Origin of the sequence: Photobacterium sp. Hal280, from assembly GCF_037162255.1 — a bacterium.
Classification (GTDB): Bacteria; Pseudomonadota; Gammaproteobacteria; order Enterobacterales; family Vibrionaceae; genus Photobacterium.
Window position 1 is genome coordinate 788,091 of record NZ_JARLUO010000005.1, and the last position, 26,477, is coordinate 814,567.

Genomic DNA, 26,477 nt, shown 5'->3' on the forward strand with positions numbered 1-26,477 from the left:
CTGGCCGGTGGCAATTGGCACAGATCAAGCTTCAGTACCAAACATGACAGAAAAGAGGCCGCAGAAAATGTTGAGTGTAGTAAACCCGCGTAAAGCCGTTAGAATGTCGGCAGAGTAATGAGATGAGATACCTGCATGGAACAGTTTGATATTGTGATTGCTGGCGGCGGCATGGTGGGTGCAGCGGCAGCATTGGGAATGGCCCGGCAGGGACGCAGCGTGGCGGTGATTGAAAGTCAGCCTCCGGTGCCTTTTGACGCCGCACAGGAGATGGATCTGCGTGTGTCAGCCATTTCTGCTCAGTCGGTCACCCTGCTGAACCGCCTGGGTGCATGGCCACATATCCAGGCCATGAGGATGTGTCCTTTCCGGCGTCTGGAAACCTGGGAGCACCCGGAATGCCGCACCCGGTTTCATGCCAGTGACCTTGGCTTAGCTGAGCTGGGCTTTATGGTGGAAAACCGTGTGATTCAGCTGGGTCTGTGGCAGGCGTTTGAGGCTTATCCCAATCTGTCACTGATCTGTCCGGCCCGTTTAGCGCATTTTCAGCGTACCGATCAAGGGTACCTGGTTACACTGGATAACGGTCAGGTACTGCAAACCCGCTGGCTGGTGGGCGCCGATGGTGCCAATTCCCGCGTTCGCCAGCAGGCTAATATCGGGGTGACGGCCTGGGATTATCGTCAGCATTGCATGCTGATCAATGTTGAAACTGCTTTGCCCCAGCAGGATATTACCTGGCAGCAGTTTACGCCGCACGGCCCTCGCTCTTTCCTGCCGATGCCGGGGCACCGCGGATCGCTGGTCTGGTATGACAGTCCTCAGCGGATCAAACAGTTATCGGCCATGTCTGCGGAACAACTGGAGCAGGCTGTGCGGAATGAATTTCCGCCAGAACTCGGCGACGTTCGTGTGCTGAACAAAGGCAGTTTTCCGCTGACACGTCGCCACGCCCAGTCTTACTATAAAGACGGGATCGTCTTGCTGGGCGATGCCGCCCATACCATCAATCCGCTGGCGGGGCAGGGTGTGAACCTTGGTTTTAAAGATGTTGATGTACTGCTGGATGAAATGGCACATGGCGGCGAGTACTGGTTCGAACAGCAGGTTCTCCTGCGCTACCAGAGGCGGCGCAGGCCCGATAACCTGATGATGCAGACCGGGATGGATGTGTTTTACTGTGCCTTCAGTAATGATCTGAAACCCGTTTCCTTGCTGCGAAATCTTGGCCTGAAACTGGCCGAGCATACCGGACCGCTGAAACATCAAGTGCTGAAGTATGCGCTAGGATTGTAAGTTTATTGTTTTTATTCGATTGTATAAGCCACCGCTGTGTGGCTTTTTTACTGCGTGTGAAAAGAGACCTGAACAAAGAGAGGCGTTGGAGCGGGCTGTGTTTTTCAGGTACAAAAAAACCAGCCCAAGCGCTGGTTTTTTTATCGATATTACAGCAAGTAATACCAAAGTATTTTACAACCCCCTGTTTGAACAGGAAGTTGGTGCGGAGGGAGAGACTTGAACTCTCACGTCCTTGCGGACACTAGCACCTGAAGCTAGCGCGTCTACCAATTCCGCCACCACCGCAACATGGTGAAAGAGACTGTGTCTCTAACTTTGTTGACACTAAAGGTCAGCATCAATATGGCAGGGCTACCTGGATTCGAACCAGGGAATGGCGGCATCAAAAGCCGCTGCCTTACCGCTTGGCGATAGCCCTAAAGTCTCAAAATTATTTCAAAAGTCAATTGGTGCGGAGGGAGAGACTTGAACTCTCACGCCCTTGCGGGCACTAGCACCTGAAGCTAGCGCGTCTACCAATTCCGCCACCACCGCGTGTATTGACTCTTTGCCATTTTCAACCATGGTAGGGGATGAAAATGGTGGCTACGACGGGATTCGAACCTGTGACCCCATCATTATGAGTGATGTGCTCTAACCAACTGAGCTACGTAGCCATTTTCAAAACGCTATTTAAACAGCGTGTTGTTAATGGCAGGGCTACCTGGATTCGAACCAGGGAATGGCGGCATCAAAAGCCGCTGCCTTACCGCTTGGCGATAGCCCTGCTGGTGATCTTTTCAGATCTAAGTTGTGTTAACTTTCACTCACAACTAAAAAGTTGGTGCGGAGGGAGAGACTTGAACTCTCACGTCCTTGCGGACACTAGCACCTGAAGCTAGCGCGTCTACCAATTCCGCCACCACCGCAACATGGTGAAAGAGACTGTGTCTCTAACTTTGTTGACACTAAAGGTCAGCATCAATATGGCAGGGCTACCTGGATTCGAACCAGGGAATGGCGGCATCAAAAGCCGCTGCCTTACCGCTTGGCGATAGCCCTAAAATGGTGCGGAAGGAGAGACTTGAACTCTCACACCTTGCGGCGCCAGAACCTAAATCTGGTGCGTCTACCAATTTCGCCACTTCCGCAAATTGTATGATGTATCAACATCTGAAAAGTCACTGGTGCGGAGGGAGAGACTTGAACTCTCACGTCCTTGCGGACACTAGCACCTGAAGCTAGCGCGTCTACCAATTCCGCCACCACCGCATGTGTGACTTTTCTTTCTGGGTGAAACTCACCCGGGTCCCTGCTGACAGGGAAGATCCCGACACATTGGTCGAAACCTGAAACATGGCAGGGCTACCTGGATTCGAACCAGGGAATGGCGGCATCAAAAGCCGCTGCCTTACCGCTTGGCGATAGCCCTAAATGGTGCGGAAGGAGAGACTTGAACTCTCACACCTTGCGGCGCCAGAACCTAAATCTGGTGCGTCTACCAATTTCGCCACTTCCGCAAATTGTCTGCCTGTGAAGGCTAGGATGTCATTGGTGCGGAGGGAGAGACTTGAACTCTCACGTCCTTGCGGACACTAGCACCTGAAGCTAGCGCGTCTACCAATTCCGCCACCACCGCGTGGAATGACATCTTTTTTCTCACCATTGTGAGAATGGTGGCTACGACGGGATTTGAACCTGTGACCCCATCATTATGAGTGATGTGCTCTAACCAACTGAGCTACGTAGCCACTTTGTGTTAAACGCCGGCGTTGCCTACGTCAAGTAATGTGGCAGGGCTACCTGGATTCGAACCAGGGGATGGCGGCATCAAAAGCCGCTGCCTTACCGCTTGGCGATAGCCCTGCAGAATGTCACAAAGAATTGTGCAATTCAAGCAAGAAATGGTTACTTGTCCACTTCTTAAGTGTTCACCTCAGAGATTGGTGCGGAGGGAGAGACTTGAACTCTCACGCCCTTGCGGGCACTAGCACCTGAAGCTAGCGCGTCTACCAATTCCGCCACCACCGCAATACGCTGGGTGAACGATTCATCTTCGAATGATGAATTTATGGTGGCTACGACGGGATTTGAACCTGTGACCCCATCATTATGAGTGATGTGCTCTAACCAACTGAGCTACGTAGCCATTCAATTTTTATCACGCCGACAAACATGTCCACGCTGAGTAAGATGGCAGGGCTACCTGGATTCGAACCAGGGGATGGCGGCATCAAAAGCCGCTGCCTTACCGCTTGGCGATAGCCCTAAAATGGTGCGGAAGGAGAGACTTGAACTCTCACACCTTGCGGCGCCAGAACCTAAATCTGGTGCGTCTACCAATTTCGCCACTTCCGCATCTTACTGTTTTTTATCACCATTTCAAGTGGTGATATGGTGGCTACGACGGGATTTGAACCTGTGACCCCATCATTATGAGTGATGTGCTCTAACCAACTGAGCTACGTAGCCAACGTGTCCGAAACAGCCAGCGCAGGCGCTGTCCAATACAGGGTTGCTGTCTCGGGAACGGGGCGCATTATGCGTATACCAGCTTTGAGCGTCAATAGTTTTTTTAATTATCCCCGTAAAATCTGCCTGTTCGATGGTTATTTGGACGAAATGGCCGAATGCCATGCTAGACGTGTGATTTACAGGGTAAAAAAGAAACAGTAAAAGGAGTAAGAATGAAAAAGGCCGACAGAAGTCGGCCTTGTATCGGATGTTGGTGTCCCGTTAAACGTTAAAGCGGAAGTGGACAACATCGCCATCTTTCACGATGTAATCTTTCCCTTCCAGACGCCATTTACCGGCTTCTTTCGCGCCGTTTTCACCGTTAAACTCGATGAAGTGCTCATAACCGACCACTTCGGCACGGATAAAGCCTTTTTCAAAGTCGGTGTGGATCTTACCGGCAGCCTGAGGGGCGGTGGCACCAATCGGGATCGTCCAGGCGCGAACTTCTTTCACACCGGCGGTGAAGTAAGTCTGCAGATTCAGCAGCTCGTAGCCAGAGCGAATCACACGGTTCAGGCCCGGCTCTTCAATGCCCAGATCAGCCAGGAACTCTTCACGATCCGCATCATCCAATTCAGCAATTTCTGATTCGATAGCAGCACAGACAGGAACAACGACCGCGTTTTCTTTACTGGCGTGCTCAATCACCATATCCAGGAACGGATTATTTTCGAAGCCGTCTTCGCTGACGTTCGCGATATACATGGTCGGTTTCAGGGTCAGGAAGTTCAGGTAATCAATCGCGGCTTGTTCTTCTTTGGTCAGCTCGACCGCTCGCGCCATGCCACCTTCAGTCAGGGTTGGCAGCATTTTTTCCAGCACTGTGATTTCGAATTTCGCATCTTTATCACCGCCCTTGGCACGTTTGGCCTGACGCTGAATGGCTCGCTCACAGGTATCCAGATCCGCCAGAGCCAGTTCCAGATTAATGATTTCGATGTCTGCTAATGGGTTGATCTTGCCCGCAACGTGCACGATGTTGTCGTTTTCGAAGCAGCGAACCACGTGGCCAATCGCATCGGTTTCACGGATGTTGGCCAGGAATTTATTCCCTAAACCTTCACCTTTGGACGCACCGGCAACCAGACCGGCGATGTCCACGAATTCCATCGTGGTCGGCAGGATACGCTCCGGGTTGACAATCGCAGCCAGTTTATCCAGACGAAGATCCGGTACAGGCACCACACCCGTGTTTGGTTCAATCGTACAGAACGGGAAGTTAGCGGCTTCGATACCCGCTTTAGTCAACGCATTGAAAAGTGTGGATTTACCTACGTTTGGCAGGCCCACGATACCACATTTAAAACCCATGGCTTGAAACCCTTTAGTGATGTTTCTGGCATCCGGCATTGTGCGGGATGATGAAAAAGTCTGTATGAACTTATTCGGCTTTGAATGAATGTAGCCGGTTTTGTGCCTTGGTCAGGCCGTCTTTCAGCCAGATATCAAGGCAGCGAACGGATTCGTCTACCGCGGCGTCAATCAGAGATTGTTCGCTGGCGGGGGCTTTACCCAATACGAAGCCAGTCACTTTATTTTTGTCGCCGGGATGACCAATGCCCACCCGAAGACGGTAAAAGTTTTTGTTGTTGCTCAGCTTGCTGATGATATCCCTTAACCCATTATGGCCACCGTGGCCGCCGCCTTGTTTAAACTTGGCAACACCAGGGGGCAAATCCAGCTCGTCATGGGCAACCAGGATTTCTTCCGGCGATATTTGATAAAAATTCGCCAGTGCGGAAACGGATTTACCAGACAGATTCATAAAGGTAGTGGGGATCAGCAAACGCAGATCGTCACCATTCAGCTGGATCCTGCCGGTTAAGCCAAAATACTTGGGATCGTTTTTCAGGCTGATATTGTGGATCCGTGCCAACTCTTCCACGACCCAGGCACCCGCATTGTGACGGGTTTTGGCATATTCCGGACCCGGGTTTGCCAGGCCAACCAGTAAACGGATTTTTTGACTCACGCTGGTCTCTCTATGTCATCGGGATCAAATCGCGCGCTATGTTAACACTGCTGCAGAGATAAATAAAAACAAACACGCCCCGCACAGGGCGGGGCGTGTTGGCTGTCATTCTGTTCGCTGAGCGATTAGTGCTCAAACATCGCAGAGATAGACTCTTCGTTGCTGATGCGGCGAATCGCTTCAGCCAGCATACCAGACAGCGTCAGCACAGAGACCTTACCTGTATCCAGCATGGCCTGAGACAGTGGGATGGAATCGGTGACGATCACTTCATCAATCACAGAGTTTTTGATGTTTTCCGGTGCATTGCCTGAGAAAACTGGGTGGGTCGCGTAAGCGAACACACGCTTCGCACCACGCTCTTTCAGCGCTTCAGCGGCTTTACACAGCGTACCGCCGGTGTCGATCATGTCATCAACAATGATGCAGTCACGGCCTTCAACATCGCCAATCAGGTGCATCACCTGTGACACGTTGGCGCGCGGGCGACGCTTGTCGATGATCGCAATGTCTGTGTCATCCATCAGTTTGGCTGTTGCACGGGCACGGACAACACCACCAATGTCTGGAGAAACCACGACTGGATCTATCAGCTCTTTTGCCAGCATGTCTTCCAGCAGGACGGGTGAACCGAAGATGTTGTCTACCGGCACATCAAAGAAGCCCTGAATTTGCTCGGCATGCAGATCAACAGTCAGCACGCGGTCAACACCCACGTTGGACAGGAAATCAGCCACAACTTTCGCCGTAATAGGCACACGAGCAGAACGGACGCGACGATCTTGGCGGGCATAGCCAAAGTAAGGGATAACCGCTGTGATACGACCAGCAGAAGCACGGCGCAGGGCGTCGATCATTACGACCAGTTCAATCAGGTTATCGTTGGTTGGGGCGCAAGTCGATTGGATGATAAAGACGTCGCTGCCGCGAACGTTCTCATTAATCTGAACACAGACTTCACCATCGGAGAAACGGTTCACTGTCGCGTCTCCAAGTGAAATGTAAAGACGGTCAGCGATGCGTTGGGCTAGCTCTGGTGTAGCGTTACCAGCAAACAGCTTCATATCAGGCACGGGGTAAACCTCAATTGCGTCCAAGTTGTATTTACTGACTTTCCGCAGCATGTCCGCTCAGGGCGGCCATCAAAGGTGAATGATTCACCCCTTTGGCGACAAAACCTTGGAGCCAGTCGGGTAATTTTTTCAGGGTTGCAGTAGCCGCTTGCTGAGAGCTAAATTCAGCAAAAACACAAGCGCCAGTGCCGGTCAATCTCGACGGCGCGTATTCTAACAGCCACGAAAGCGCCTTATCAACCTCAGGGTAAATTCTTCTGACGATTTTTTCGCAATCGTTTTCGTAATTGCCGCCTAATAACGCAGATAAAGGCCGTATTGGCGTGTTTCGGGTTAGATCGGGCGCTGTGAATATTTCTGCAGTTGCAATGGCGACATCTGGCTTGGCAACCAGATACCACTTTTCTTCCGGTTGCGCGGGTTGGAGTTTTTCTCCGATCCCTTCGGCAAATGCACTGAAACCACGGACAAACACGGGCACATCCGCCCCCAGTGTCAAACCGATATCAGCCAGTTCGTCTGGGCTTAATCCGGTTTGCCATAAATAGTTTAATGCGACCAAGGTTGTCGCTGCATTTGATGAGCCGCCGCCCAGGCCGCCTCCCATGGGCAAAATCTTGTCAATGTGAATATCAGCCCCTGCCTGAAGGCCAGTTTGTTTGCGCAGGGCATCCGCGGCGCGGTAAATCAGATTTTGCTCAAGTGGCACACCCTCTATCGCCGGGGTCAGGGTAATCTGCGCGTCGGATCGCGCTGTGATCGACAAGGTATCACCGTAATCTAAAAACTGAAACAAGGTTTGCAGTTCATGATAACCGTCCGGACGTTGTCCCGTGATGTAGAGAAACAGATTAAGTTTAGCGGGTGCTGGCCAGCTTGTAGTGTGTGTGATCATTTTTTGAATGCGCGTCATTTATTGTTGTGTTTGCCAACGGTTGATTATCAGAGTTACTCGCTGTTTGCCTTGCGAAAGAACTAACCTGGAAGGCAGAGCGGGTGACGTCGATTCATCATAGGCGTTATAGTCCAGTTGCCATCGCTGATCACCCACTTGTTTGGTTAAGTACGCGACGCGGTTTTGTGCATTGAGCTGATAGTTATCCGCGCCAGTCGGCAGGCCGAGCAGCCAGTCACGCATCTGGTTCACGGGCAGGGCAATATTGGTCAGCGATAAAACCAGCTGAGCTGCATCGCTGCCCTGATGGCGCTGGCCTTCATTATCAATCAGCACCGCACGTCCGGGCTGGGTGTCCAGTTTGAGTAATGTGGTGCCGAGAAAGTTTGTCAGCAGCAGATGATCGGCACCCGGATTGGTTTTCCAGTTCAGATTCGCACTGAAACGTTGCGCCGGGCTGATGTAGCCCAATTTGCCTGTTGCCTGATAAGCGGTGACCGCCGACAATGCCTGCCTGTGGCTGTTCCAGTCGGTGACTTTGCCGGTGGGCGGCGTCGTGGTACAGCCTGCGACCAACAGCGCCAGCAAGGCCAGAAGTTGTGTTTTATGCTGCTGACTTTTTCGCGCCAGGAGCGGCGGTAACTGAAGCGAGAACAGTGAAAGAGGCGCAAACGCCATTCGCATAACATGTCCTTATTCGACAGGTAAGTGAATCATGTGAAAGTAAAAGAATCATAGCATGACTTGTCTGATGAAATCTCTTTCATCAGCGAACGGCGGAATCAGAAAAGGGTAGCAAACTGGTTCATGACATTTTTGGTATTTGTCTGTAAAGTCAGGATTTGTTTTGACGCCAGCGTGATAAATTGATGCGCTGGCAGACAGAATCGAGTCATATCCTTTTATTACGCAGGGTCATCAAGTAAAATGACCTGCTGGATCTTTATCATCGGGTAGTAGGTAACACCATCTCCATGACCTTGCTTGCATTAGGAATCAATCACAAAACAGCGTCTGTAGACCTGCGCGAGCGTGTTGCCTTTTCGCCGGAAAAACTGACCGAAGCCTTGCAGACTCTGGCTCAGCATCCGGAAGTCAACAGTGGCGTGATCGTTTCTACCTGCAACCGCACGGAGATCTACTGTGATGTCAGTCACAGTGGTCCCGGTGTAATGATTGACTGGTTCAGCCGCTTTCATAACCTGTCAGCAGAAGAGCTGATGTCCAGTCTTTATTTCCACGAAGAGCAGGCCGCGGTGCGTCACTTGATGCGGGTGGCGTGCGGTCTGGACTCACTGGTATTGGGTGAGCCGCAGATCCTGGGACAGGTCAAGCAGTCGTATTCAGATTCCCGTGACCATGACAATATGCACGGCATGCTGGAAAAACTGTTCCAGAAAGCCTTTTCGGTGGCAAAGCGCGTCAGAACGGAAACGGATATCGGTGGCAATGCGGTGTCGGTTGCCTTTGCAGCCTGTACCCTGGCCAAACAGATTTTTGAGTCGATGAGCGAGGCAAGAGTGCTGCTGATCGGCGCCGGTGAGACCACGGAACTGGTAGCCCGCCACATGGTGGAACACGGTTGTCGCAGTCTGATGATTGCCAATCGCACCCCGGAGCGTGCTCAGGTGCTGGCAGATGAATTTGGTGCAACCGTGATTAGTTTGCCTGAGATTCCGGACCATATACACAACGCGGATATCATTATCAGTGCCACGGCAAGTCCACTGCCGATTGTGGGCAAAGGCATGGTCGAGAAAGCGCTGAAAAAACGCCGCCATCAACCGATGCTGCTGGTCGATATCGCGGTTCCCAGGGATATCGAAGCCGAAGTCGGCGAGCTGGATGATGCCTATTTATATTCAGTGGACGATTTGGAAAGTATTGTTGAACGAAATCGCGAGCAGCGAAAAGTGGCGGCAATTCAGGCCGAAGCCATTGTCAGTGAAGAAAGCGCTGCTTTTATGCGCTGGTTACGTTCGCTGGAAGCGGTCGACAGTATCCGTCAGTACCGTTGCCACGCCGATGATATTAAAAATGATTTACTGAGCCGCAGTCTGCAAGCGCTGGCGAACGGCAGTGCACCGGAAAAAGTGCTGGCAGAGCTCAGCAACCGTTTGACGAATAAGCTCATTCATGCGCCGACCAAGGCCATGCAGCAAGCCGCGCATGATGGCGAACCTGAGAAACTGGCCCTTATTCGTGAAACGCTTGGTTTAGGTGCATTGAAAGACCAGTCGGCTGACTGACTCAGCGTTTTTCACATGCATTAATTTTTATGATCGCGCCTTGCCGAACCGGTTGAAGGCGGATCCTTGTTAGGATCTGATGTTGTACACATGATGAAACCGTCCATTTTAGCGAAATTAGAATCCCTGGTTGAACGCCACGAGGAAGTGCAGCATTTGCTGGGCGATGCCACGATCATTGCCAATCAGGATAAATTCCGGGCTTTGTCTCGTGAATATTCGCAGCTAGAGGAAGTGAGTCAGTGCTTCCGGGCTTACCAGCAGGTGCTGACCGATCTGGAAACCGCGGAAGAAATGGCCGCGGAAGACGATCCGGAATTGCGCGAAATGGCGCAGGAAGAAATCAAACAGGCGAAAGAAGATATCGAACGTCTGGAAGACGAGTTACAGGTATTGCTGCTGCCCAAAGATCCCAATGATGAACGCAATTGTTTCATCGAAATCCGTGCCGGCGCCGGCGGTGATGAAGCCGGTATTTTTGCCGGTGACCTGTTTCGGATGTACAGCAAATTTGCGGAAAGCCGTCGCTGGCGGGTGGAAGTGATGAGCTCGAATCAGGCTGAACACGGTGGCTATAAAGAAATGATCGCCAAGATCAGCGGGGAAGGAGCTTACGGTATTCTGAAATTTGAGTCAGGCGGACACCGTGTTCAGCGTGTGCCGGCGACGGAATCTCAGGGCCGTGTGCATACCTCTGCCTGTACTGTGGCCATTCTGCCGGAAATCCCGGAGGCAGAAATCCCTGAAATTAATGCCGGTGATTTGAAAATTGACACCTTCCGCGCATCTGGTGCCGGTGGTCAGCACGTGAACACCACGGATTCTGCCATTCGTATTACCCACCTGCCAACCGGCATTGTGGTTGAGTGTCAGGATGAGCGCTCGCAGCACAAGAACAAAGCGAAAGCCATGTCTGTGCTGGCGGCCCGGATTATCAAGGCCGAGGAAGAGAAGCGTCATGCTGAAGAAGCCAGTACCAGACGAAACCTGCTGGGCTCGGGTGACCGCTCGGATCGCATCCGTACCTATAACTATCCGCAAGGCCGGGTCTCTGACCATCGGATCAACCTGACCCTTTATCGCTTGAATGAAGTGATGGAAGGTGAGCTGGAAAGCTTGATCGATCCTGTGGTGCAGGAACACCAGGCCGACTTGCTGGCGGCCATGGCTGATCAGCACTAATGAATCCCGCCATTGCGCTTGCGCTGAAGCAAGCGGTCACGCAACTGACCAATGCCGGTTCCGACAGTCCGCAGCTTGATGCTGCGGTCTTGTTGTGTCATGTGCTGGACAAGCCCCGCAGTTATCTGCTGACCTGGCCTGAGAAAGAGCTGACCGACGCGCAGTTTGCCGCGTTTTCGGCGCTGCTGGCACGTCGCGAATCGGGGGAACCGGTCGCCTATATCACAGGTGAGCGCGAATTCTGGTCACTGCCGCTGAAAGTGGCACCGCATACCTTGATCCCGCGTCCGGACACGGAACGGCTGGTGGAAGCGGCGCTGGAGAAAATTCCGGCAGCGGCGTCGGTACTTGATTTGGGTACCGGAACCGGGGCGATTGCACTTTCTCTGGCCTCTGAGCGCCCGGATTGTCAGTTCACTGGCATCGACTTGCGCCCGGAAGCGGCGGCACTGGCTGAAGAAAATCGGCGCGCGCTGCAATTACAGAATGTGCGTATCTTATGCGGTAGCTGGTTTTCGCCACTCTCCGAAACAGAACGGTTTGATGTGATTGTCAGTAATCCGCCTTACATCGATGCCAAGGATCCACATCTTGTCAGAGGCGATGTGCGATTTGAACCCCGGACTGCATTGGTTGCAGAGGACGCGGGTCTGGCGGACATTCGCCATATTTGTGCACAAAGCCGGACATTTTTATCGCCAGGTGGCTGGTTACTGCTGGAGCATGGCTATCAGCAGGGCGAAGCCGTCCGGGGCATTTTTTACAACCTAGGTTATCAACAAGTGATAACGGTTCAGGATTATGCAGGACAAGACAGGGTAAGCTTAGGCTGCTGGTCTGTCTGAGGCCGTCTGGCCCGTCATGATTCGAAGGAAACGATAAAGAGAAAAACCAGATGTACATAGCATTAAAACATTTTCACCTGACCATTATCGCCATGAGCGTGTTGTTATTTGTGGTGCGTTTTGGCCTGATGATGGCTGATTCAGCGCTGATGCAGAAGAAAGCCCTGAAAATAACGCCCCATGTTGTCGATACCTTCTTGCTGCTGAGTGGCGTCGCCCTGGTGGTGTACACGGGTTTTACGCCTTTTACGGCAGGCGCTGGCTGGCTGAATGAAAAGCTGACCTGTGTGCTGGCTTATATTGCGCTTGGCTTTTTCGCGTTGAAATACGGCAAGAACAAAGTCTTTAAAACCTTTGCTTTTCTCGGCGCGTTAGGCTGGCTGGCAATGGCCGGCAAGCTGGCGGTCACTAAAATGCCGTTGCTGGGGTAAAGCCATGTATTTCTCCGATGAAGACAGAGATTTCGAAGCGTCTGCGCTGGTCGAGGGTGCCATTGAGATCATGGTGGATCTGGAGCCGGATTTTCCGGTGGCCTGGGTACGCCATCAGTTACAAAAAATGGCCAAAGATGTTGAAGCGGCATTGATGTCAGAAACCAATCCACACCTGAGATTAGAGGGGCTGCTGCGCCTGTTTTATCGTGAGTGGGGTTTCTGCGGTGATCGCCATCAGTACTATGCGGCTGAAAATGCCTATCTGGACAAGGTGATTGAACGTCGCAAAGGTATACCGGTCAGTCTGGGCGCCATTATAATTTATCTGGCCCAGCATCTGGAATTACCGGTCACCGGTGTGGCTTTCCCGACCCAGTATATTCTGCGTGTCGACTGGCCCAACAGTGAGCCTCAGTTTATTAATCCGTTTGACGGTGAATTTGTCAGCCGCCAGACGCTCAGTGCCTGGCTGCGTGGACACAAAGGTCCGCTGGCACCCTGGCGCGAAAGTTATCTCACCACCACCAGCCATACGGATGTCCTGGCGCGATGGCTGACGGTATTAAAAAGTGCTTTGCTGCGGGAAGAGCAGTATGCCGATGCCTTACGCTGCAGTGATCTGGCCTTGTCGCTGCGCCCAGGCGATCCTCATGAAATTCGTGACCGCGGCTATATTTATCAGCAATTAGAGTGCAGCCATGCCGCCGCGATGGACTATGCCTATTTTATTGAGCAGTGTCCGGAAGATCCGGCCGCAGAATTGCTGAAACTGCAAGTGAAAGTCTTGAATGCGAATCCGCAGGTGCTTCACTGATTGCCTGCGGAACAGACCAAATGACAGAGAAGAAGAGTAGCATCATGGAACAGAAAGTGGTTCGTATTGGCGACATCGATGTCGCTAACGACAAAGCCTTTGTGCTGTTTGGTGGCATGAACGTGCTGGAGTCGCGTGATCTTGCGATGCAGATCTGTGAGCACTATGTCAAAGTGACTGAAAAGCTGGGTATTCCTTATGTATTTAAGGCTTCCTTTGATAAGGCGAACCGTTCTTCGGTCCATTCTTATCGTGGTCCTGGCATGGAAGAAGGCCTGAAAATCTTTCAGGAACTGAAAGATACCTTTGGCGTGAAAATTATCACGGATATTCATGAACAGTATCAGTGCCAGCCTGTTGCCGATGTGGTGGATGTGATTCAGTTGCCGGCTTTCCTCGCGCGTCAAACCGATCTGGTTGAAGCGATGGCCAAAACCGGTGCCGTGATCAACGTGAAGAAACCGCAGTTCATGAGCCCGGGTCAGGTGGGCAATATCGTTGAGAAATTTGCTGAATGTCACAACGATCAAATCATTCTCTGCGAGCGTGGCGCGCTGCACGGTTACGATAATCTGGTTGTGGACATGCTGGGCTTTGATGTCATGAAGAAAGCTTCCAAAGGCAGCCCGATCATTTTTGACGTCACCCATGCCCTGCAGTGCCGTGATCCGCTGGGCGCAGCCTCCGGTGGCCGTCGTGAGCAAACAGTGACGCTGGCGCGAGCCGGTATGGCGGCAGGTATTGCCGGTCTGTTTATGGAAGCGCATCCGAATCCGGATGCTGCGCGCTGTGATGGTCCTTCCGCATTCCCGTTGGATAAACTGGAACCCTTCCTTGCTCAGATCAAACAGCTTGATGATCTGGTGAAGAGTTTCGAAGCCATTGCTATCGCATAAGTAAGGTTGCTATCGGCTGAACCCGATTAGGGGGTCAGGCGCAGAAGACCTGAGATAAACGAAAGGGGGTGTCATGACTGACACCCCCTTTGTTATATCCGCTTGATGCTGTTTACAGCTTAAAGCGGCTGATTTCCTGCTGCAGCTCGTGAGACAGCTCTGACAGCTGAGATGCCTGTTGCGCCGCTTCGCTCGCTTCCTGAGCCAGCTCGTTCGACACGTCTCGGATCCCTTCGGTGTTACGCGTAATCTCAGAGGTCACAGAGGACTGCTCTTCAGCGGCAGAGGCAATCTGAGTCGCCATGTCGCTGATATTGGTAATGGCCGAGATGATTTGCGCCAGACTGGCAGAGGCGGCATTGGCATCATCCACACTGGTTTCAGCCAGACGGCGACTGTCGCCCATGATGCCGACCGCGCGGCCTGTCGTCTGTTGCAGGGTTTCAATCATTTGCTGAATTTCCTGCGTCGAAGCATGGGTACGTTGGCTCAATACCCGCACTTCATCGGCCACGACTGCAAAGCCACGACCTTGCTCACCCGCACGGGCCGCTTCAATGGCAGCGTTGAGCGCCAGCAGGTTGGTTTGTTCAGCAATATTCTGAATGGTCGACAGAATGGTGGTAATGCTCTGCGCATGGGTATTGAGCTCACCAATGACGTCTGTCGCGGTTTCCACTTCACCGGCCAGATTGGTAATCGAGTTCTGGCTCTGGTCAACCTGCTCGGCACCATGTTCTGCCGCCTGAACCGTTTCGGTTGAGGTACGTGCCGTGTTATCGGCATTGCCGGCAATTTCTTGTGTGGCAGCCGCCATTTCATTGATGGCGGTGGCCACCATGTTGATCTCATCCTGCTGGTGGCGGATACGTGTGCTGCGCTCTTCTGCTTGCGAGGCGGTCTGGTGCGCCTGCAGTGTCAGCGAGTGAGAGACATCACGCAAACGCGTGACCATGCCATGCATATTCCCGACAAAGCGGTTGAAGTTATGCGCCAGCTGGCCGACTTCGTCATCGCTGCGTGGTTCAAGGCGCTGGGTTAGATCGCCTTCACCCGTGGCAATCTCGGCCAGTGCGTCTGACACACGGCTCAGATCACGGAACAGGAATCCGACCAGCCAGGCGACAGCGGCCAGCACAATCAGCGTAATGATGATGGAAGTGATAATCAGGCGGCTCAGCAGCTGGCTCTGACTGGCTTCTTCCGTGTCCTTGTCCATTTCCAGGCCAAGAATCCAGGGTGTGCCGGGAACTTGTGCAAAATACAGCAGTTTATCCACACCCTGAATGGTCTGGTTCAACACTGTTCTGTTGCTGACCGAACGCTGAATCTGGCTGATGCTCAGATCTTCACTGTAACCATTGATAGGTTTCAGCAGTAAAGACTGATTCGGGTGCGCCAGGAAGGTATTATCCTGCGAGTTGATGAGCATGGCGTAGGCATTCTTACCGGCATCCAGGCTGATCACATCGGAAATCAGCTGATCTATCAGTACATCAGAACCAATAACCGCCGCAAGCTGACCATTCTTTTTAACAGGCTCAGCCAGCGTGACCAGTAACGCGTTAGTAATGGCATCCCGATAGGCGGTTGTAATAATTGGTTTGTTCGCTGACTTGGCATCGATATACCAGGGACGCTGGCGGGGATCGTAACCGGCCCGGTTGCGCTCGGGGTAGGAGCGGAACATCTCACCGGCGGACGTGCCAAAATACATTTCATCAAAACCACCGGCAATACGTGCTTGCTGCAGGTATGGCACAGGATCTGAGGTGTCCAGGTACGGCTTGATGGCACTGGTGATACTGCGACGGATCTCAATCCAGTCACTGATCCCTTTGGTCGCGGTTTTGCTTAAGCTGTCGGCACGGCTAAAAATGCTGTTTTGTGTCTGTTGATAAAGTTGGTTTGCGGCCAGCCATGTCAGCGCGGTTGCCATAACCACGACGGCAGATAAGCTGGCTCCTATGAGTTTTTGCTTTAGGGTCAGTTTCATGATGAGTCTCGATGGATGGAACAGAAGCTGAAAATTGATATTTTCTCATTTGTTGCACAAAAAATGTGACAAATGGAGAAAAAGAATCCTGCGAATTCTATATAGCTATACGACGGTTGTATATGGAAATTTAAGGATTTGAACCGACTGATAATTGACGGTGATAGGATAAAAATTTGTCATTCCTGCCAATTGGCCAGATATTCAGCGCATTGTATATATGCGGCGGGATATGCATCCATATTAATTTGGTTGAGTGAATTTCAATACCATGCATATGGATGTTTAGACGTCTAGATGTTGACACGTGTGAATGCAGCAATTAGTCTAGGCGACCCATTTATCAGTATACCCTGTAGTCATTATGTCGTACGACCACACACAATCATCTTCTGACCCCATTCAACCGTCTGCGCTGGCGTTATTGCCACTGGCCGTTTTTCTGGCTTTGTTTATCGGTGTCGGGAGTTATCTGACCTGGCAGGGTGTCGATTTTGCCTTCTATCAATTACCGGCCCCTGTTGCGGCTTTGCCTGCCATATTGGTTGCTATTGTGTTGAGCAAAGAGGCGCTCAATAAAACCATCGAAGATTTTATGCGTGGGGTCGGACACAGCGATATCATCGCCATGTGCATGATTTATCTGCTGGCGGGTGCGTTTGCGGCAGTCGCGAAAGCAACGGGTGGGGTGGATGCCACCGTCAATCTCGGTCTGTCTTTATTGCCACCCAGCCTGATTTTACCGGGTATTTTTGTCATCGCGGCCTTTATTGCCACGGCTATGGGAACCTCAATGGGCACAATTGCAGCGGTGGCACCTGTGGCGCTGGGCATTGCTGAGACCGCCGATCTGGATATCGCTCTGACTGCCGGTGTGGTGCTCAGTGGTGCCATGTTCGGCGATAATTTGTCGATTATCTCTGATACCACGATTGCCGCCACCCGCTCTCAGGGCTGTGCGATGCGCGATAAATTCCGCGAGAACATTGCCATTGCGCTGCCAGCGGCGCTGGCGGCCATCTTGCTGTTTCTTTTCCACTCCTCACCGTCTGAAGCACCGACGGTTACCAGCATCGAATGGCTCAAGGTGTTGCCCTATATCACGATTCTGGTCCTTGCTGTATCCGGTGTGAATGTTTTTGTGGTGCTGAGCCTGGGGATTATTCTGGCGGGCGGTGTGGGTTTATTGTCAGTGTCTGATTACAGTCTGGCGAGCTGGAGCAAAGATATTTATGCCGGGTTTGGTAACATGCAGGAAATCTTCCTGTTGTCGCTGCTGATTGGCGGTATGAGTGAGCTGATGCGCCGTCAGGGCGGTCTGGCATTTCTGACGCTGTTAGTCAGCAAACTGATCGGCGTTTTCAGTAAAAAATCAGGCGGTGAGCAATCGCAAAAAGCGAGTGAAATGGGCATTGCAGGGCTGGTCAGCCTGACCAATGTCTGCACCGCCAATAATACTGTGGCGATTATTGTCGCAGGGGGCGTGGCCCGTGAACTGGCAGAGCAAAATGCAGTGACGCCACGGCGCTCGGCCAGCTTGCTGGATATATTCTCATGCGTTATTCAGGGTGTACTGCCTTATGGTGCGCAGGCGCTGTTGCTGGGCTCGGTATTCGGTCTGTCGCCATTAGCGGTTGTCAGCCATTCCTATTATTGTTTCTTTCTGGCTGCCAGTGCGCTGATCGCTGTGTTTGTGAAACATCAGCAGCGCCTGGCCGTAACCGCCTAAACGCAGGCGTATCCCCAAGAAAAAAACACCCCGGTTCGGGGTGTTTTTTTGAAAGCAACTGAGTCACAGATTACAGCTTAAAGCGGCTGATTTCCTGTTGCAGCTCATGCGACAGTTCGGACAACTGCGCGGCCTGTTGTGCTGCGACACTCGCTTCCTGAGCCAGATCGTTAGAAACGTCCCGGATACTCTCAGTATTTCGGGTGATTTCTGACGTCACAGAGGATTGTTCTTCCGCAGCCGATGCAATCTGTGTGGCCATATCACTGATATTGGTAATCGCAGAAATGATCTGTGCCAGGCTGGCTGAAGCGGAATTAGCGTCATCCACACTGGTTTCCGCCAGACGGCGACTGTCACTCATAATACCGACGGCACTGCCTGTTGTTTTTTGCAGGGTTTCAATCATTTGCTGAATTTCCTGTGTCGAGGCGTGTGTACGCTGGCTCAGCACGCGCACTTCATCGGCAACCACAGCAAAACCACGACCTTGTTCGCCGGCCCGGGCGGCTTCAATCGCGGCATTCAGTGCCAGCAGGTTGGTCTGTTCAGCGATGTTTTGAATGGTCGACAGAATCGTGGTGATGCTCTGTGAGTGATGATTCAGCTCACTAATGACCTCTGTTGCCGTTTCAACTTCGCGGGCCAGGCTGGTGGTTGAACTCTGACTCTGATCGACTTGCTCGGCACCATGCTGTGCAGCCTCAACAGTCTCTGTCGATGTTTTGGCCGTATTATCAGCATTGCCGGCGATTTCCTGTGTGGCTGCAGCCATTTCGTTTATGGCGGTCGCAACCATGTTGATTTCATCCTGCTGGTGGCGAATGCGGGTGCTGCGCTCTTCTGCTTGAGAAGCCGTCTGATGTGCCTGAGAGTTCAGTGACTGAGAGACATCCCGCAGGCGCATCACCATGCCGTGCATGTTGCCGACAAAGCGGTTGAAATTATGGGCCAGCTGGCCGACTTCGTCATCGCTGCGCGGCTCCAGTCGCTGGGTCAGATCGCCTTCACCCGTCGCAATTTCAGCCAGTGCTTCAGACACCCGGCCCAGATCACGAAACAGGTAACCGACCAGCCAGGCTACAGCCGCCAGCACAGCCAGCGTAATCACGATTGAAGCAAGGATCAGCCGGGTCAGCAGCTCGCTCTGGCTGGCTTCTTCTGTCGCTTTGTCCAGTTCAAGACCTAAAATCCACGGTGTACCAGGGACTTCGGTAAAGTAGAGCAGCTTCTCTTTCCCTTTGATGGTTTCATTCACAAGGGTCCGGGTGCTGACCGCCTGATGAATGATGCTCATGTTCAATGCCGAGTCGTATTTACTGATGGATTGAAGCAGTAACGCTTTGTTTGGGTGTGCTAAAAATGTGTTGTCCTGAGTATTGAGCAGCATCGCATAAGCATTATCACCGGCATCCAGGCTGATGACATCCGAAATCATCTGATCAATCAGGACATCAGAGCCGATGACAGCAACCAACTGCCCATTTTGCTTCACAGGTTCAGCCAGTGTCACCATAGGTGCATGGGTAATCGCATCCAGATAGGCAGTGGTAATGATCGGTTGATCTGCTTTTTGAGCATCAATATACCAAGGGCGGACGCGGGGATCATAGCCAGCGCGGTTGCGCTCCGGATTGGAACGAACCATGTCTCCGGCGGGTGTGCCGAAGTAGGTTAAATCAAAGTTGCCGGCATCCCGTGCCTGTTGCAGGTAAGGAACCGGTTCTGCGGCGTTGACATAAGGTTTGACGGCACGGGTAATATCACGTCGGATATTAATCCAGTCACTGATCCCTTTGGTGGCTGTTTTGCTCAGGCTGTCAGCCCGGTCAAAAATGCTGTTTTGGGTTTGTTCATGAAGTTGGCTGGCTGCCAGCCAGGTCAGAGCGGTAGCCATAACCACGACGGCAGATAAGCTGGCGGCTATGAGTTTTTGTTTTAGGGTTAGTTTCATCAGTGGTCTCAGTGGAAGGAACGGAATCTGATTGTCAGTTTTTTCATCATATTGCATACAAATGTGAAAGTTTCGGCAGGGAAAACAACACTTGAATTCAATATCTTTAAACGACGGCCTGTTCTATAAACTAAAAAAATATTAGGTGCGACTAATATTATCGTTTTTGGGTTAAAAATTTGCGGAGAAGGTTTGAATGCCAAAGATTCAATGAATTATTTTGGCTGGTGGTCTGTTTGGTGAATAAAAAACGGTTCAAGCATTTTCGAGTGATTCAGGGGAAGGGATGTCTGGAAAGGCGTATTTTGGAAGGTGCCGTGTTTCCTCAGAGATGAGGTTTTTTATCAACAATTCCGGCACGTCGTGATGCCGGGTTCTGCATCCTGTTGGACCATCTCCTGAAAGCCACGATTTCTGATATGAACTTGATGTATCTCCTTCAAATATAAAAATGATATCGATTGCATAGTGATCCAACTAACACTATGGTGAAATCGCCTGCCACCTCGCATTTGATTACTTTACACTGAGCGCTGTTTTTGGCCACTACCACCGCCAAGGAAAGGAGGTGAGCCATGAGAATTGACTGTGTAAGGTGATGAAATGAAAAATAAAATGTTTACCCGCACTGCCTTGTCTGCGGGATTGCTAATGGTACTGGCTGGCTGTGCGAGCCAGGAACAAGCCGACACCTGGCAACCAGACCAAACCTATAAGCTGACAATTCTTCATACCAATGATCATCATGGACGTTTCTGGCATAACCGTGACGGCGAGTATGGTATGGCTGCCCGTAAAAGCTTGCTCGATGACCTGAGAGAAGCGGTGGCCGAAGAAGGGGGCACCAGTCTGCTGTTGTCTGGCGGCGATATCAACACAGGTGTGCCTGAGTCGGATCTGCAGGATGCGGAGCCTGATTTTAAAGGCATGAACATGCTGGGCTACGATGCCATGGCTCTGGGTAACCATGAATTTGATAATCCGCTGGAAGTGCTGCGTAAACAGGAAGGATGGGCGAACTTCCCAATGCTGTCAGCCAATATTTATGACAAGGCGACGGGCAAGCGTTTGTTTCAGCCTTACCAGATTTTCGAGCGGCAGGGGATCAAAATTGCTGTGATCGGTCTGACGACAGAAGATACTGCGAAAATTGGTAACCCAGAATACATTGGCGGCATTGAATTTCGCGATCCGAAAGCCGAAGCCAAAGCTGTCATCGCCGAGTTGAAAGCCACGGAAAAGCCGGATCTGATTATTGCCGCGACCCACATGGGTCATTATGCCAATGGTAAGCATGGTGTGAATGCACCAGGTGATGTTGCCCTGGCGCGATATCTTGAGCCGGGCGATCTGGATATGATCGTTGGTGGTCATTCTCAGGAACCCGTCTGCATGGAAGGGCCGAACATGGCCAACCCGTCATTTAACCCGGGGGATGATTGCAAACCGGATCAGCAGAATGGCACCTGGATTGTGCAGGCACACGAGTGGGGCAAGTATGTGGGCCGGGCGGATTTTGAGTTCAGAAACGGTGAGCTGAATATGGTCAGCTACGATCTGATCCCGGTGAATCTGAAGAAGAAAATCAAGCTGGCTGACGGCCAGTCAGAGAAAGTCTTTATTGAGCAGGAGATCCCTCAGGATCCCACAGTGAAAGCCTTCTTAACACCGTATCAGGAACGCGGCCAGGCGAAGCTGAATATTAAAATTGCCCAGTCGAACGGCAAGCTGGAAGGCGACCGTCATGTTGTGCGCTTCCAGCAGACCAACCTGGGGCGTTTAATTGCCGCTTCTCACATGCAGCGTGCCAAAGCGGATTTTGCGGTGATGAACTCAGGCGGCGTCCGTGACTCGATTCCTGCCGGAGATATTACCTACAAAGATGTGCTGAAAGTACAGCCATTTGGCAATATGGTGACCTATACCGATATGACCGGAGCCGAGGTGCTGGACTACCTGGGTGCGGTTGCGACGAAACCTGTTGATTCAGGGGCATATGCGCAGTTCTATGGTGTGACGATGGATATCCGGGACGGTAAAGTCAGCAATGTGAAAATAGGCGGTAAAGCTCTGGTGCCAAGCCAGACCTATCGCTTTACCGTACCGAGTTTTAATGCCGCCGGTGGCGACGGTTACCCGAAACTGGCTGACCATGCCGGTTACGTGAATACCGGATTTGTCGATGCGGAAGTGCTGAAAGATTATCTGGAAGCCAACAGCCCGATCAATGTTCATGCGTTCGAGCCTAACGGCGAGATTGTGTACCGTTAATCGGTATTGAGATTCTGTGCTGCAGGCTAAAGCTCACTTGTTCTGGCAGGTGAGCTTTTTTATGGCTGTCAGGGCCGAAACTGGCTTGGCGGGAAGATACCTGTTCGCTATAGTGGGTAACGATAATGATGCCGGAGGACAGGATGACACCCGCTATAAATCTCGCAAAAAAGCATAAAATTGCTCATAAAGTCCATCAGTATCTGCATGATCCGAACAATACCAATTTCGGCCTGGAAGCGGCTGAGGTGCTGGGGCAGGATCCGGCCCGGGTATTCAAAACCCTGCTGTTTTCCTGTAACGGCGATCCCAGGCAACTGGCGGTGGCCATCGTCCCTGTGGCGGGCATGCTGGATCTGAAATCGGCGGCAAAAGCCGCAGGGGCTAAAAAAGCCGAAATGGCCGATCCGGCCATCGCCGAAAAAACGACGGGCTATATTGTTGGCGGGATCAGTCCTTTAGGTCAGAAAAAACGCTTGCCCACTTTTCTTGATGATTCAGCCAGGGACTATGACACGATTTGTGTCAGTGCGGGTCGACGGGGACTGGAAATCGAGTTGTCACCCGATGATCTGTTGCAACTGACCTGTGGTCAACTGGCGGCATTAGCCCGCTAATTATTCCAGCCACTTATTCCAACCACCGATTTAATTGACGACAGGCTGAGTATTGGCCGCAGGAGACAAGGATGACGTTCAGTATCTGGCTTTCATTACTGATGATTTGTATGTTAGGGGCAATGTCGCCCGGGCCGAGTTTAGCTGTGGTGGCGAAACACAGTCTGGCGGGCGGGCGCCTACATGGCATTGTGACTTCCTGGGCCCATGCGTTTGGCGTGGGTGTCTATGCGTTACTGACTTTGCTCGGGCTGGCTGTTGTGCTCAAACAGTCGCCAACACTTTTTCAGGTGATTACCTATTCAGGCGCCGCTTACCTGGCGTATCTGGGGATCAATGCCCTGCGTTCAAAAGGGGGAGTGGCGGCAAAACTGGCGGCTGGCGAACCGGCAAGTATGGGCAGTGCAGCCCGGGACGGGCTGATGATCTCTGTGCTCAATCCCAAACTGGCGCTGTTTTTTCTCGCCCTGTTCAGTCAGTTTGTGGCCGTCGGAAGTGCCATGAGCGACCGAGTGATTATTGTCGCTACACCATTATTGGTGGATGGCCTCTGGTACACACTGATCGCGCTGGTATTGTCCCGGCCAGCGGTGTTAGAAACACTGAAAACGCGCGCCCAGCTGATCGATCGTTTGTCCGGTGTGGTGCTGATTATGCTGGCCCTCAGGGTCGTGTGGCAGGGATAAACATACTGCCACTCTGACAGCTTCAGCTCTGGCGTTTCTGATGCCGTTCCCGGTTTTCCAGCTTACGTTCAGGGCTTTTTTTGAGCATGACGTAAAGGGCACCGTTTCCGCCATGCTGTCGTAACGCGGAATGATAGCCCATCACATCACTGATTTGAGTCAGCCAGGTCGCGACATAGCTCTTCATCAATGCCGGAGGCGTGGAACGTTCACCTTTACCGTGCACGATCAGCACGGTACGAATGTCCATGCGCTGACATTGCCTGAGAAAGTGCAAGACTTCATCTCTGGCTTCCCTGAGCGTTTTACGGTGCAGGTCAAGCCTGGCCTGAATATCGTACTTGCCCAGTCTTAACTTGCGGATGACACCGTCCTGAACCCCGTCACGCTTGTAATCCAGCATGTCATCCGGCTTGACCATAGTGGCATAATCGAGTGATAAATATTCAGGATCACTGTCAGCCAGGCTCTGCGCTGCGGCTTGCCGGGCGAGTTGGGCGTCAGTAATCTGATGCTTCTTTTCCGGGGTTACTTTATCCTGCTCCAGCGGGGCCACATCGGCCATCATTTCTCGGAACAGGTCCAGTTCATCTTGATCGGACATGGTGTGTTTTTCTACTGCGGACGGTAGGGAAGATTATACGTGGCTTGGCAAGAAAAAAAGAATCCCGGGCCTGTCAGAGTCCTCAGGATTCAAAGAAGATTGGAGATAACGGAACGGCTAATCTTGTGGCTTTGCATTCATCGCTTTATAGACAAAATAACCACCATAGAAGAGCATGAGCCCCAATGCACCGAAAATCACTATCATTGATGATAGGCCAACCGGATTACCAAAGAGTAAATCTAGCCAAAATTCCATGTGATGTCCTCTGCCTGGGAAACTGAATTCAAGCTTAATGGGCCTTGGCGAATGGGCTGATGATCTGGATCAATTCATACTCGAATCTTCACAATTGGTGTGTTTTTTTGCCGCTCTCAGCAAAATTCTGTGTTAACTGGTGCATTCCTAAGCAAGTAGCAGCGAGGAAAGGAAATTTTCTGCTCGCCCCCTTGCGTTCAGTAAATTAGCCAGTATTATAGGCCACCTCGAATCGCATCAGCGTTTCGTTTTTGTCGGTGAATAGCGCAGTTTGGTCGCGCATCTCCGGCTTTTGAGCATAGCGGACCAGAGGGACCCTCTGGAACGAAACTCAAAGCAGCAACAAAACTTGTCGGTGAATCGCGCAGTTTGGTCGCGTATCTCCGGCTTTTGAGAATAGCGGACCAGAGGGATCCTCTGAAACGAAACTCAAAGCAGCAACAAAACTTGTCGGTGAATAGCGCAGTTTGTCGCGTATCTCCGGCTTTTGAGAATAGCGGACCAGAGGGACCCTCTGGAACGAAACTCAAAGCAGCAACAAAACTTGTCGGTGAATAGCGCAGTTTGGTAGCGCATCTGGTTTGGGACCAGAGGGTCGGGGGTTCGAATCCCTCTTCACCGACCACTATTTCCAAAGTCTGATACGTCGGGCTTTTAGGTTGGTAAGACGGCGACACGGGTCGGGTGCGGAAGCCCGCCGCGTTCAATCCCTCTTCACCGACCACTATTTCAAAACGCGGTTTGAGTAACTCAGGTAACAAGAGTTATACTTTCAAAAGAAGCAAATCTCGTTTTTAAGACTGTAGTCAGTCTGATTGAATTTCGGTGAATAGCGCAGTTTGGTCGCGCATATCCGGCTTTTGAGAATAGCGGACCAGAGGGACCCTCTGGAACGAAACTCAAAGTAGCAACAAAACTTATCGGTGAATAGCGCAGTTTGGTAGCGCATCTGGTTTGGGACCAGAGGGTCGGGGGTTCGAATCCCTCTTCACCGACCACATTATAGAAGCCCGCTCAATGAGCGGGCTTTTTTGTATGTACAGAATTTGGCTCTTGTGCCCAGTAACCCCCACCTAGCCTCCCCCTTGAAAAGGGGGAGGGATTGCACAGAGCTTATTGAAACCCGGCGATTCACTCCCTTTGAAAAGGAGAAGGTGAGGCCAGGCGATTTATGACGGGGTTTGGGCGATACCGGACTGGCAGGCGGCAGGTTGCGCGCTGTTGATTTGCTGAACTGAGAATCCCTGCTTTTTCAGCAATGCCGGAAGCCCTTCTTCGCCCATCATGTGGTAGGCGCCGACCACCACCAGGAAAGTCCCTTTCTGGTACTGAGGCGAGGTGGCGAGCTGTTTCACCCAGTTATAATTGCGCTGGATCAGCAAGTGTTGTTCAGTTTCTTCTGAAAGGGCGACTTGCTGGCTGAGCTCTGTCAGTACGGCGTTATTACCCTGTTGCCAGGCGGTGAGCAGGCAGGTCATTTCTTCTTCCAGCAGTGGCCATTCGTTGAGCGTTGTTTGCAGCAGGTTTAATCCGTGGTCAGGCAGTGAAGACAGCAGGCGGAACTGCGCTTCTATCCCCTCCAGCTCAAAAATGGGCAAATTCTCTTTTTGCGCCCGGTTAAACACCATCTGATCAATACCTTTGTCCGGAGTGAGGCCAAACTTGAGCGATTGTGCCATCTGCAGGTGCATGGCGGTGAGCCAGGGCGGGCTTTCGAGCAGGCTGAAAGGAGACAGTTTGAGTTGAGCGGCAAGATCTCTGAGGGTTCGGATATCAGCAGGCGGCAGCAGTTTACGGGTAAAGTGAGCCTCGTCGATGGCCGGCATACTGAATTGCTTTTGAATATTGGCCTCTAATATCAGGCCGTTCGCTTGAGACCAGTAACGGTTAAAGGCGTCAGGCAGCGGGTAGAGTGCATCGCTGCCGACATGGATCGATCCCATCAGCACAAACTGTCGCTGGTTGTCTTTGGCCAGCCAGACCTGGGGTTCTGCGCAGGCACCTGAACTGAAGATTGTCAGCAGGATACCGGCTTTGGTGAGCAAGGATTTGAACATGCTGTTTCCATTGGCGGTAGGATGCATACAGCCTATGGAATCTGGTGCGGACTGGCAAGAAAAAGCGGCTGACAGGCAGCCGCTCAGCAGTGATTACTTGTTGGGATGCAGCCAGAACCACCAGACAATAAAGCCAATGGCCAGCGCAGC

At 51.9% G+C, this 26,477-nt stretch carries 21 protein-coding genes and 21 tRNA genes; 13 read left to right on the forward strand and 29 right to left on the reverse strand.

Annotated elements, in window-relative coordinates; all coding sequences use genetic code 11:
• The first annotated feature begins 135 nt into the window (after positions 1 to 135).
• Complete coding sequence (locus tag P4S53_RS12940) at positions 136 to 1,296, forward strand: 2-octaprenyl-3-methyl-6-methoxy-1,4-benzoquinol hydroxylase (protein WP_337112982.1); 1,161 nt, start codon at positions 136 to 138, stop codon at positions 1,294 to 1,296.
• A gap of 201 nt (positions 1,297 to 1,497) precedes the next feature.
• On the opposite strand, the gene P4S53_RS12945 is transcribed toward P4S53_RS12940, so the two are convergent.
• The 24 genes from P4S53_RS12945 to lolB all read right to left on the reverse strand — a co-directional run bounded on the left by P4S53_RS12945 (position 1,498) and on the right by lolB (position 8,419).
• A tRNA-Leu gene (locus P4S53_RS12945) sits at positions 1,498 to 1,584 on the reverse strand.
• A gap of 58 nt (positions 1,585 to 1,642) precedes the next feature.
• Positions 1,643 to 1,717 (reverse strand) — tRNA-Gln (locus tag P4S53_RS12950).
• A 29-nt stretch (positions 1,718 to 1,746) separates the two neighbouring features.
• A tRNA-Leu gene (locus P4S53_RS12955) sits at positions 1,747 to 1,833 on the reverse strand.
• Positions 1,834 to 1,878: 45 nt separating this feature from the next.
• A tRNA-Met gene (locus tag P4S53_RS12960) sits at positions 1,879 to 1,955 on the reverse strand.
• A gap of 35 nt (positions 1,956 to 1,990) precedes the next feature.
• Positions 1,991 to 2,065 (reverse strand) — tRNA-Gln (locus P4S53_RS12965).
• A gap of 55 nt (positions 2,066 to 2,120) precedes the next feature.
• Positions 2,121 to 2,207: transfer RNA gene (locus P4S53_RS12970), tRNA-Leu, on the reverse strand.
• Between the two features lie 58 nt (positions 2,208 to 2,265).
• Positions 2,266 to 2,340, reverse strand: a tRNA-Gln gene (locus tag P4S53_RS12975).
• A gap of 4 nt (positions 2,341 to 2,344) precedes the next feature.
• Positions 2,345 to 2,429, reverse strand: a tRNA-Leu gene (locus P4S53_RS12980).
• Positions 2,430 to 2,463: 34 nt separating this feature from the next.
• Positions 2,464 to 2,550: transfer RNA gene (locus tag P4S53_RS12985), tRNA-Leu, on the reverse strand.
• Positions 2,551 to 2,635: 85 nt separating this feature from the next.
• A tRNA-Gln gene (locus P4S53_RS12990) sits at positions 2,636 to 2,710 on the reverse strand.
• 3 nt (positions 2,711 to 2,713) lie between these two features.
• Positions 2,714 to 2,798, reverse strand: a tRNA-Leu gene (locus P4S53_RS12995).
• A gap of 32 nt (positions 2,799 to 2,830) precedes the next feature.
• Positions 2,831 to 2,917: transfer RNA gene (locus P4S53_RS13000), tRNA-Leu, on the reverse strand.
• 35 nt (positions 2,918 to 2,952) lie between these two features.
• A tRNA-Met gene (locus P4S53_RS13005) sits at positions 2,953 to 3,029 on the reverse strand.
• A gap of 40 nt (positions 3,030 to 3,069) precedes the next feature.
• Positions 3,070 to 3,144, reverse strand: a tRNA-Gln gene (locus tag P4S53_RS13010).
• 78 nt (positions 3,145 to 3,222) lie between these two features.
• A tRNA-Leu gene (locus P4S53_RS13015) sits at positions 3,223 to 3,309 on the reverse strand.
• 41 nt (positions 3,310 to 3,350) lie between these two features.
• Positions 3,351 to 3,427 (reverse strand) — tRNA-Met (locus P4S53_RS13020).
• 45 nt (positions 3,428 to 3,472) lie between these two features.
• Positions 3,473 to 3,547, reverse strand: a tRNA-Gln gene (locus P4S53_RS13025).
• Between the two features lie 4 nt (positions 3,548 to 3,551).
• Positions 3,552 to 3,636, reverse strand: a tRNA-Leu gene (locus P4S53_RS13030).
• A gap of 37 nt (positions 3,637 to 3,673) precedes the next feature.
• Positions 3,674 to 3,750: transfer RNA gene (locus tag P4S53_RS13035), tRNA-Met, on the reverse strand.
• Between the two features lie 264 nt (positions 3,751 to 4,014).
• A complete protein-coding gene (gene ychF, locus P4S53_RS13040; RefSeq protein ID WP_337112983.1) occupies positions 4,015 to 5,106 on the reverse strand; it encodes a redox-regulated ATPase YchF in 1,092 nt (363 codons plus the stop codon).
• Positions 5,107 to 5,176: 70 nt separating this feature from the next.
• Complete coding sequence (gene pth, locus P4S53_RS13045; protein ID WP_337112984.1) at positions 5,177 to 5,767, reverse strand: aminoacyl-tRNA hydrolase; 591 nt, start codon at positions 5,765 to 5,767, stop codon at positions 5,177 to 5,179.
• Between the two features lie 125 nt (positions 5,768 to 5,892).
• A complete protein-coding gene (locus tag P4S53_RS13050; protein WP_337112985.1) occupies positions 5,893 to 6,840 on the reverse strand; it encodes a ribose-phosphate pyrophosphokinase in 948 nt (315 codons plus the stop codon).
• Positions 6,841 to 6,871: 31 nt separating this feature from the next.
• Positions 6,872 to 7,735: a 4-(cytidine 5'-diphospho)-2-C-methyl-D-erythritol kinase gene (gene ispE / locus P4S53_RS13055; protein WP_337112986.1), complete on the reverse strand. Its 864-nt coding sequence runs from the start codon at positions 7,733 to 7,735 to the stop codon at positions 6,872 to 6,874.
• 18 nt (positions 7,736 to 7,753) lie between these two features.
• Positions 7,754 to 8,419 carry a lipoprotein insertase outer membrane protein LolB gene (lolB, locus tag P4S53_RS13060; protein ID WP_337112987.1) on the reverse strand — a complete coding sequence of 222 codons (666 nt, stop codon included), beginning with the start codon at positions 8,417 to 8,419 and terminating at the stop codon, positions 7,754 to 7,756.
• Positions 8,420 to 8,709: 290 nt separating this feature from the next.
• On the opposite strand from lolB, the gene hemA reads away from it, so the two are divergent.
• The 6 genes from hemA to kdsA all read left to right on the forward strand — a co-directional run bounded on the left by hemA (position 8,710) and on the right by kdsA (position 14,155).
• Entirely contained in the window at positions 8,710 to 9,984 is a 1,275-nt protein-coding gene (hemA, locus tag P4S53_RS13065) for a glutamyl-tRNA reductase (RefSeq protein ID WP_337112988.1), read from the forward strand.
• A 93-nt stretch (positions 9,985 to 10,077) separates the two neighbouring features.
• Positions 10,078 to 11,166, forward strand: a complete 1,089-nt coding sequence (gene prfA / locus P4S53_RS13070; protein ID WP_337114481.1) for a peptide chain release factor 1 — start codon at positions 10,078 to 10,080, stop codon at positions 11,164 to 11,166.
• The gene (gene prmC / locus P4S53_RS13075) at positions 11,166 to 12,011 is read left to right on the forward strand and encodes a peptide chain release factor N(5)-glutamine methyltransferase (RefSeq protein ID WP_337112989.1); all 846 of its coding nucleotides are present in this window, start codon (positions 11,166 to 11,168) and stop codon (positions 12,009 to 12,011) included. Before prfA ends, prmC begins: the two co-directional genes overlap by 1 nt.
• A 50-nt stretch (positions 12,012 to 12,061) precedes the next feature.
• Positions 12,062 to 12,442: a SirB2 family protein gene (locus P4S53_RS13080; RefSeq protein WP_046221537.1), complete on the forward strand. Its 381-nt coding sequence runs from the start codon at positions 12,062 to 12,064 to the stop codon at positions 12,440 to 12,442.
• A 4-nt stretch (positions 12,443 to 12,446) separates the two neighbouring features.
• A complete protein-coding gene (locus P4S53_RS13085; protein WP_337112990.1) occupies positions 12,447 to 13,259 on the forward strand; it encodes a SirB1 family protein in 813 nt (270 codons plus the stop codon).
• A 44-nt stretch (positions 13,260 to 13,303) separates the two neighbouring features.
• Positions 13,304 to 14,155: a 3-deoxy-8-phosphooctulonate synthase gene (gene kdsA / locus P4S53_RS13090; protein ID WP_337114482.1), complete on the forward strand. Its 852-nt coding sequence runs from the start codon at positions 13,304 to 13,306 to the stop codon at positions 14,153 to 14,155.
• Positions 14,156 to 14,267: 112 nt separating this feature from the next.
• On the opposite strand, the gene P4S53_RS13095 is transcribed toward kdsA, so the two are convergent.
• On the reverse strand, positions 14,268 to 16,151 hold the full coding sequence (locus P4S53_RS13095; RefSeq protein ID WP_337112991.1) for a methyl-accepting chemotaxis protein: 1,884 nt from the start codon (positions 16,149 to 16,151) through the stop codon (positions 14,268 to 14,270).
• 364 nt (positions 16,152 to 16,515) lie between these two features.
• Here P4S53_RS13095 and P4S53_RS13100 point away from each other — a divergent pair, with 364 nt between their 5' ends.
• On the forward strand, positions 16,516 to 17,880 hold the full coding sequence (locus tag P4S53_RS13100) for a Na+/H+ antiporter NhaC family protein (protein ID WP_337112992.1): 1,365 nt from the start codon (positions 16,516 to 16,518) through the stop codon (positions 17,878 to 17,880).
• A gap of 70 nt (positions 17,881 to 17,950) precedes the next feature.
• On the opposite strand, the gene P4S53_RS13105 is transcribed toward P4S53_RS13100, so the two are convergent.
• The gene (locus P4S53_RS13105) at positions 17,951 to 19,834 is read right to left on the reverse strand and encodes a methyl-accepting chemotaxis protein (RefSeq protein ID WP_337112993.1); all 1,884 of its coding nucleotides are present in this window, start codon (positions 19,832 to 19,834) and stop codon (positions 17,951 to 17,953) included.
• A 603-nt stretch (positions 19,835 to 20,437) separates the two neighbouring features.
• On the opposite strand from P4S53_RS13105, the gene ushA reads away from it, so the two are divergent.
• The 3 genes from ushA (at position 20,438) to P4S53_RS13120 (ending at position 23,408) form a co-directional block, all read left to right on the forward strand.
• The gene (ushA, locus tag P4S53_RS13110) at positions 20,438 to 22,105 is read left to right on the forward strand and encodes a bifunctional UDP-sugar hydrolase/5'-nucleotidase UshA (protein WP_337112994.1); all 1,668 of its coding nucleotides are present in this window, start codon (positions 20,438 to 20,440) and stop codon (positions 22,103 to 22,105) included.
• Positions 22,106 to 22,248: 143 nt separating this feature from the next.
• Positions 22,249 to 22,722, forward strand: coding sequence for a Cys-tRNA(Pro) deacylase (gene ybaK, locus P4S53_RS13115; protein WP_337112995.1), 474 nt, complete (start codon positions 22,249 to 22,251; stop codon positions 22,720 to 22,722).
• 71 nt (positions 22,723 to 22,793) lie between these two features.
• Positions 22,794 to 23,408 (forward strand): LysE family translocator, encoded by a 615-nt coding sequence (locus tag P4S53_RS13120; RefSeq protein ID WP_337112996.1) that lies wholly within the window; start codon positions 22,794 to 22,796, stop codon positions 23,406 to 23,408.
• Between the two features lie 22 nt (positions 23,409 to 23,430).
• Here P4S53_RS13120 and smrA read toward each other — a convergent pair whose 3' ends face one another.
• Together smrA and P4S53_RS13130 are read right to left on the reverse strand one after the other, a co-directional pair.
• Complete coding sequence (gene smrA / locus P4S53_RS13125) at positions 23,431 to 24,012, reverse strand: DNA endonuclease SmrA (protein WP_027253830.1); 582 nt, start codon at positions 24,010 to 24,012, stop codon at positions 23,431 to 23,433.
• A gap of 117 nt (positions 24,013 to 24,129) precedes the next feature.
• Positions 24,130 to 24,270: a DUF3149 domain-containing protein gene (locus P4S53_RS13130; RefSeq protein ID WP_120510182.1), complete on the reverse strand. Its 141-nt coding sequence runs from the start codon at positions 24,268 to 24,270 to the stop codon at positions 24,130 to 24,132.
• A 548-nt stretch (positions 24,271 to 24,818) separates the two neighbouring features.
• Here P4S53_RS13130 and P4S53_RS13135 point away from each other — a divergent pair.
• Positions 24,819 to 24,895, forward strand: a tRNA-Pro gene (locus P4S53_RS13135).
• A gap of 296 nt (positions 24,896 to 25,191) precedes the next feature.
• A tRNA-Pro gene (locus P4S53_RS13140) sits at positions 25,192 to 25,268 on the forward strand.
• A gap of 171 nt (positions 25,269 to 25,439) precedes the next feature.
• On the opposite strand, the gene P4S53_RS13145 is transcribed toward P4S53_RS13140, so the two are convergent.
• Positions 25,440 to 26,327 carry a TraB/GumN family protein gene (locus P4S53_RS13145; protein ID WP_337112997.1) on the reverse strand — a complete coding sequence of 296 codons (888 nt, stop codon included), beginning with the start codon at positions 26,325 to 26,327 and terminating at the stop codon, positions 25,440 to 25,442.
• Positions 26,328 to 26,477: the final 150 nt, after the last annotated feature.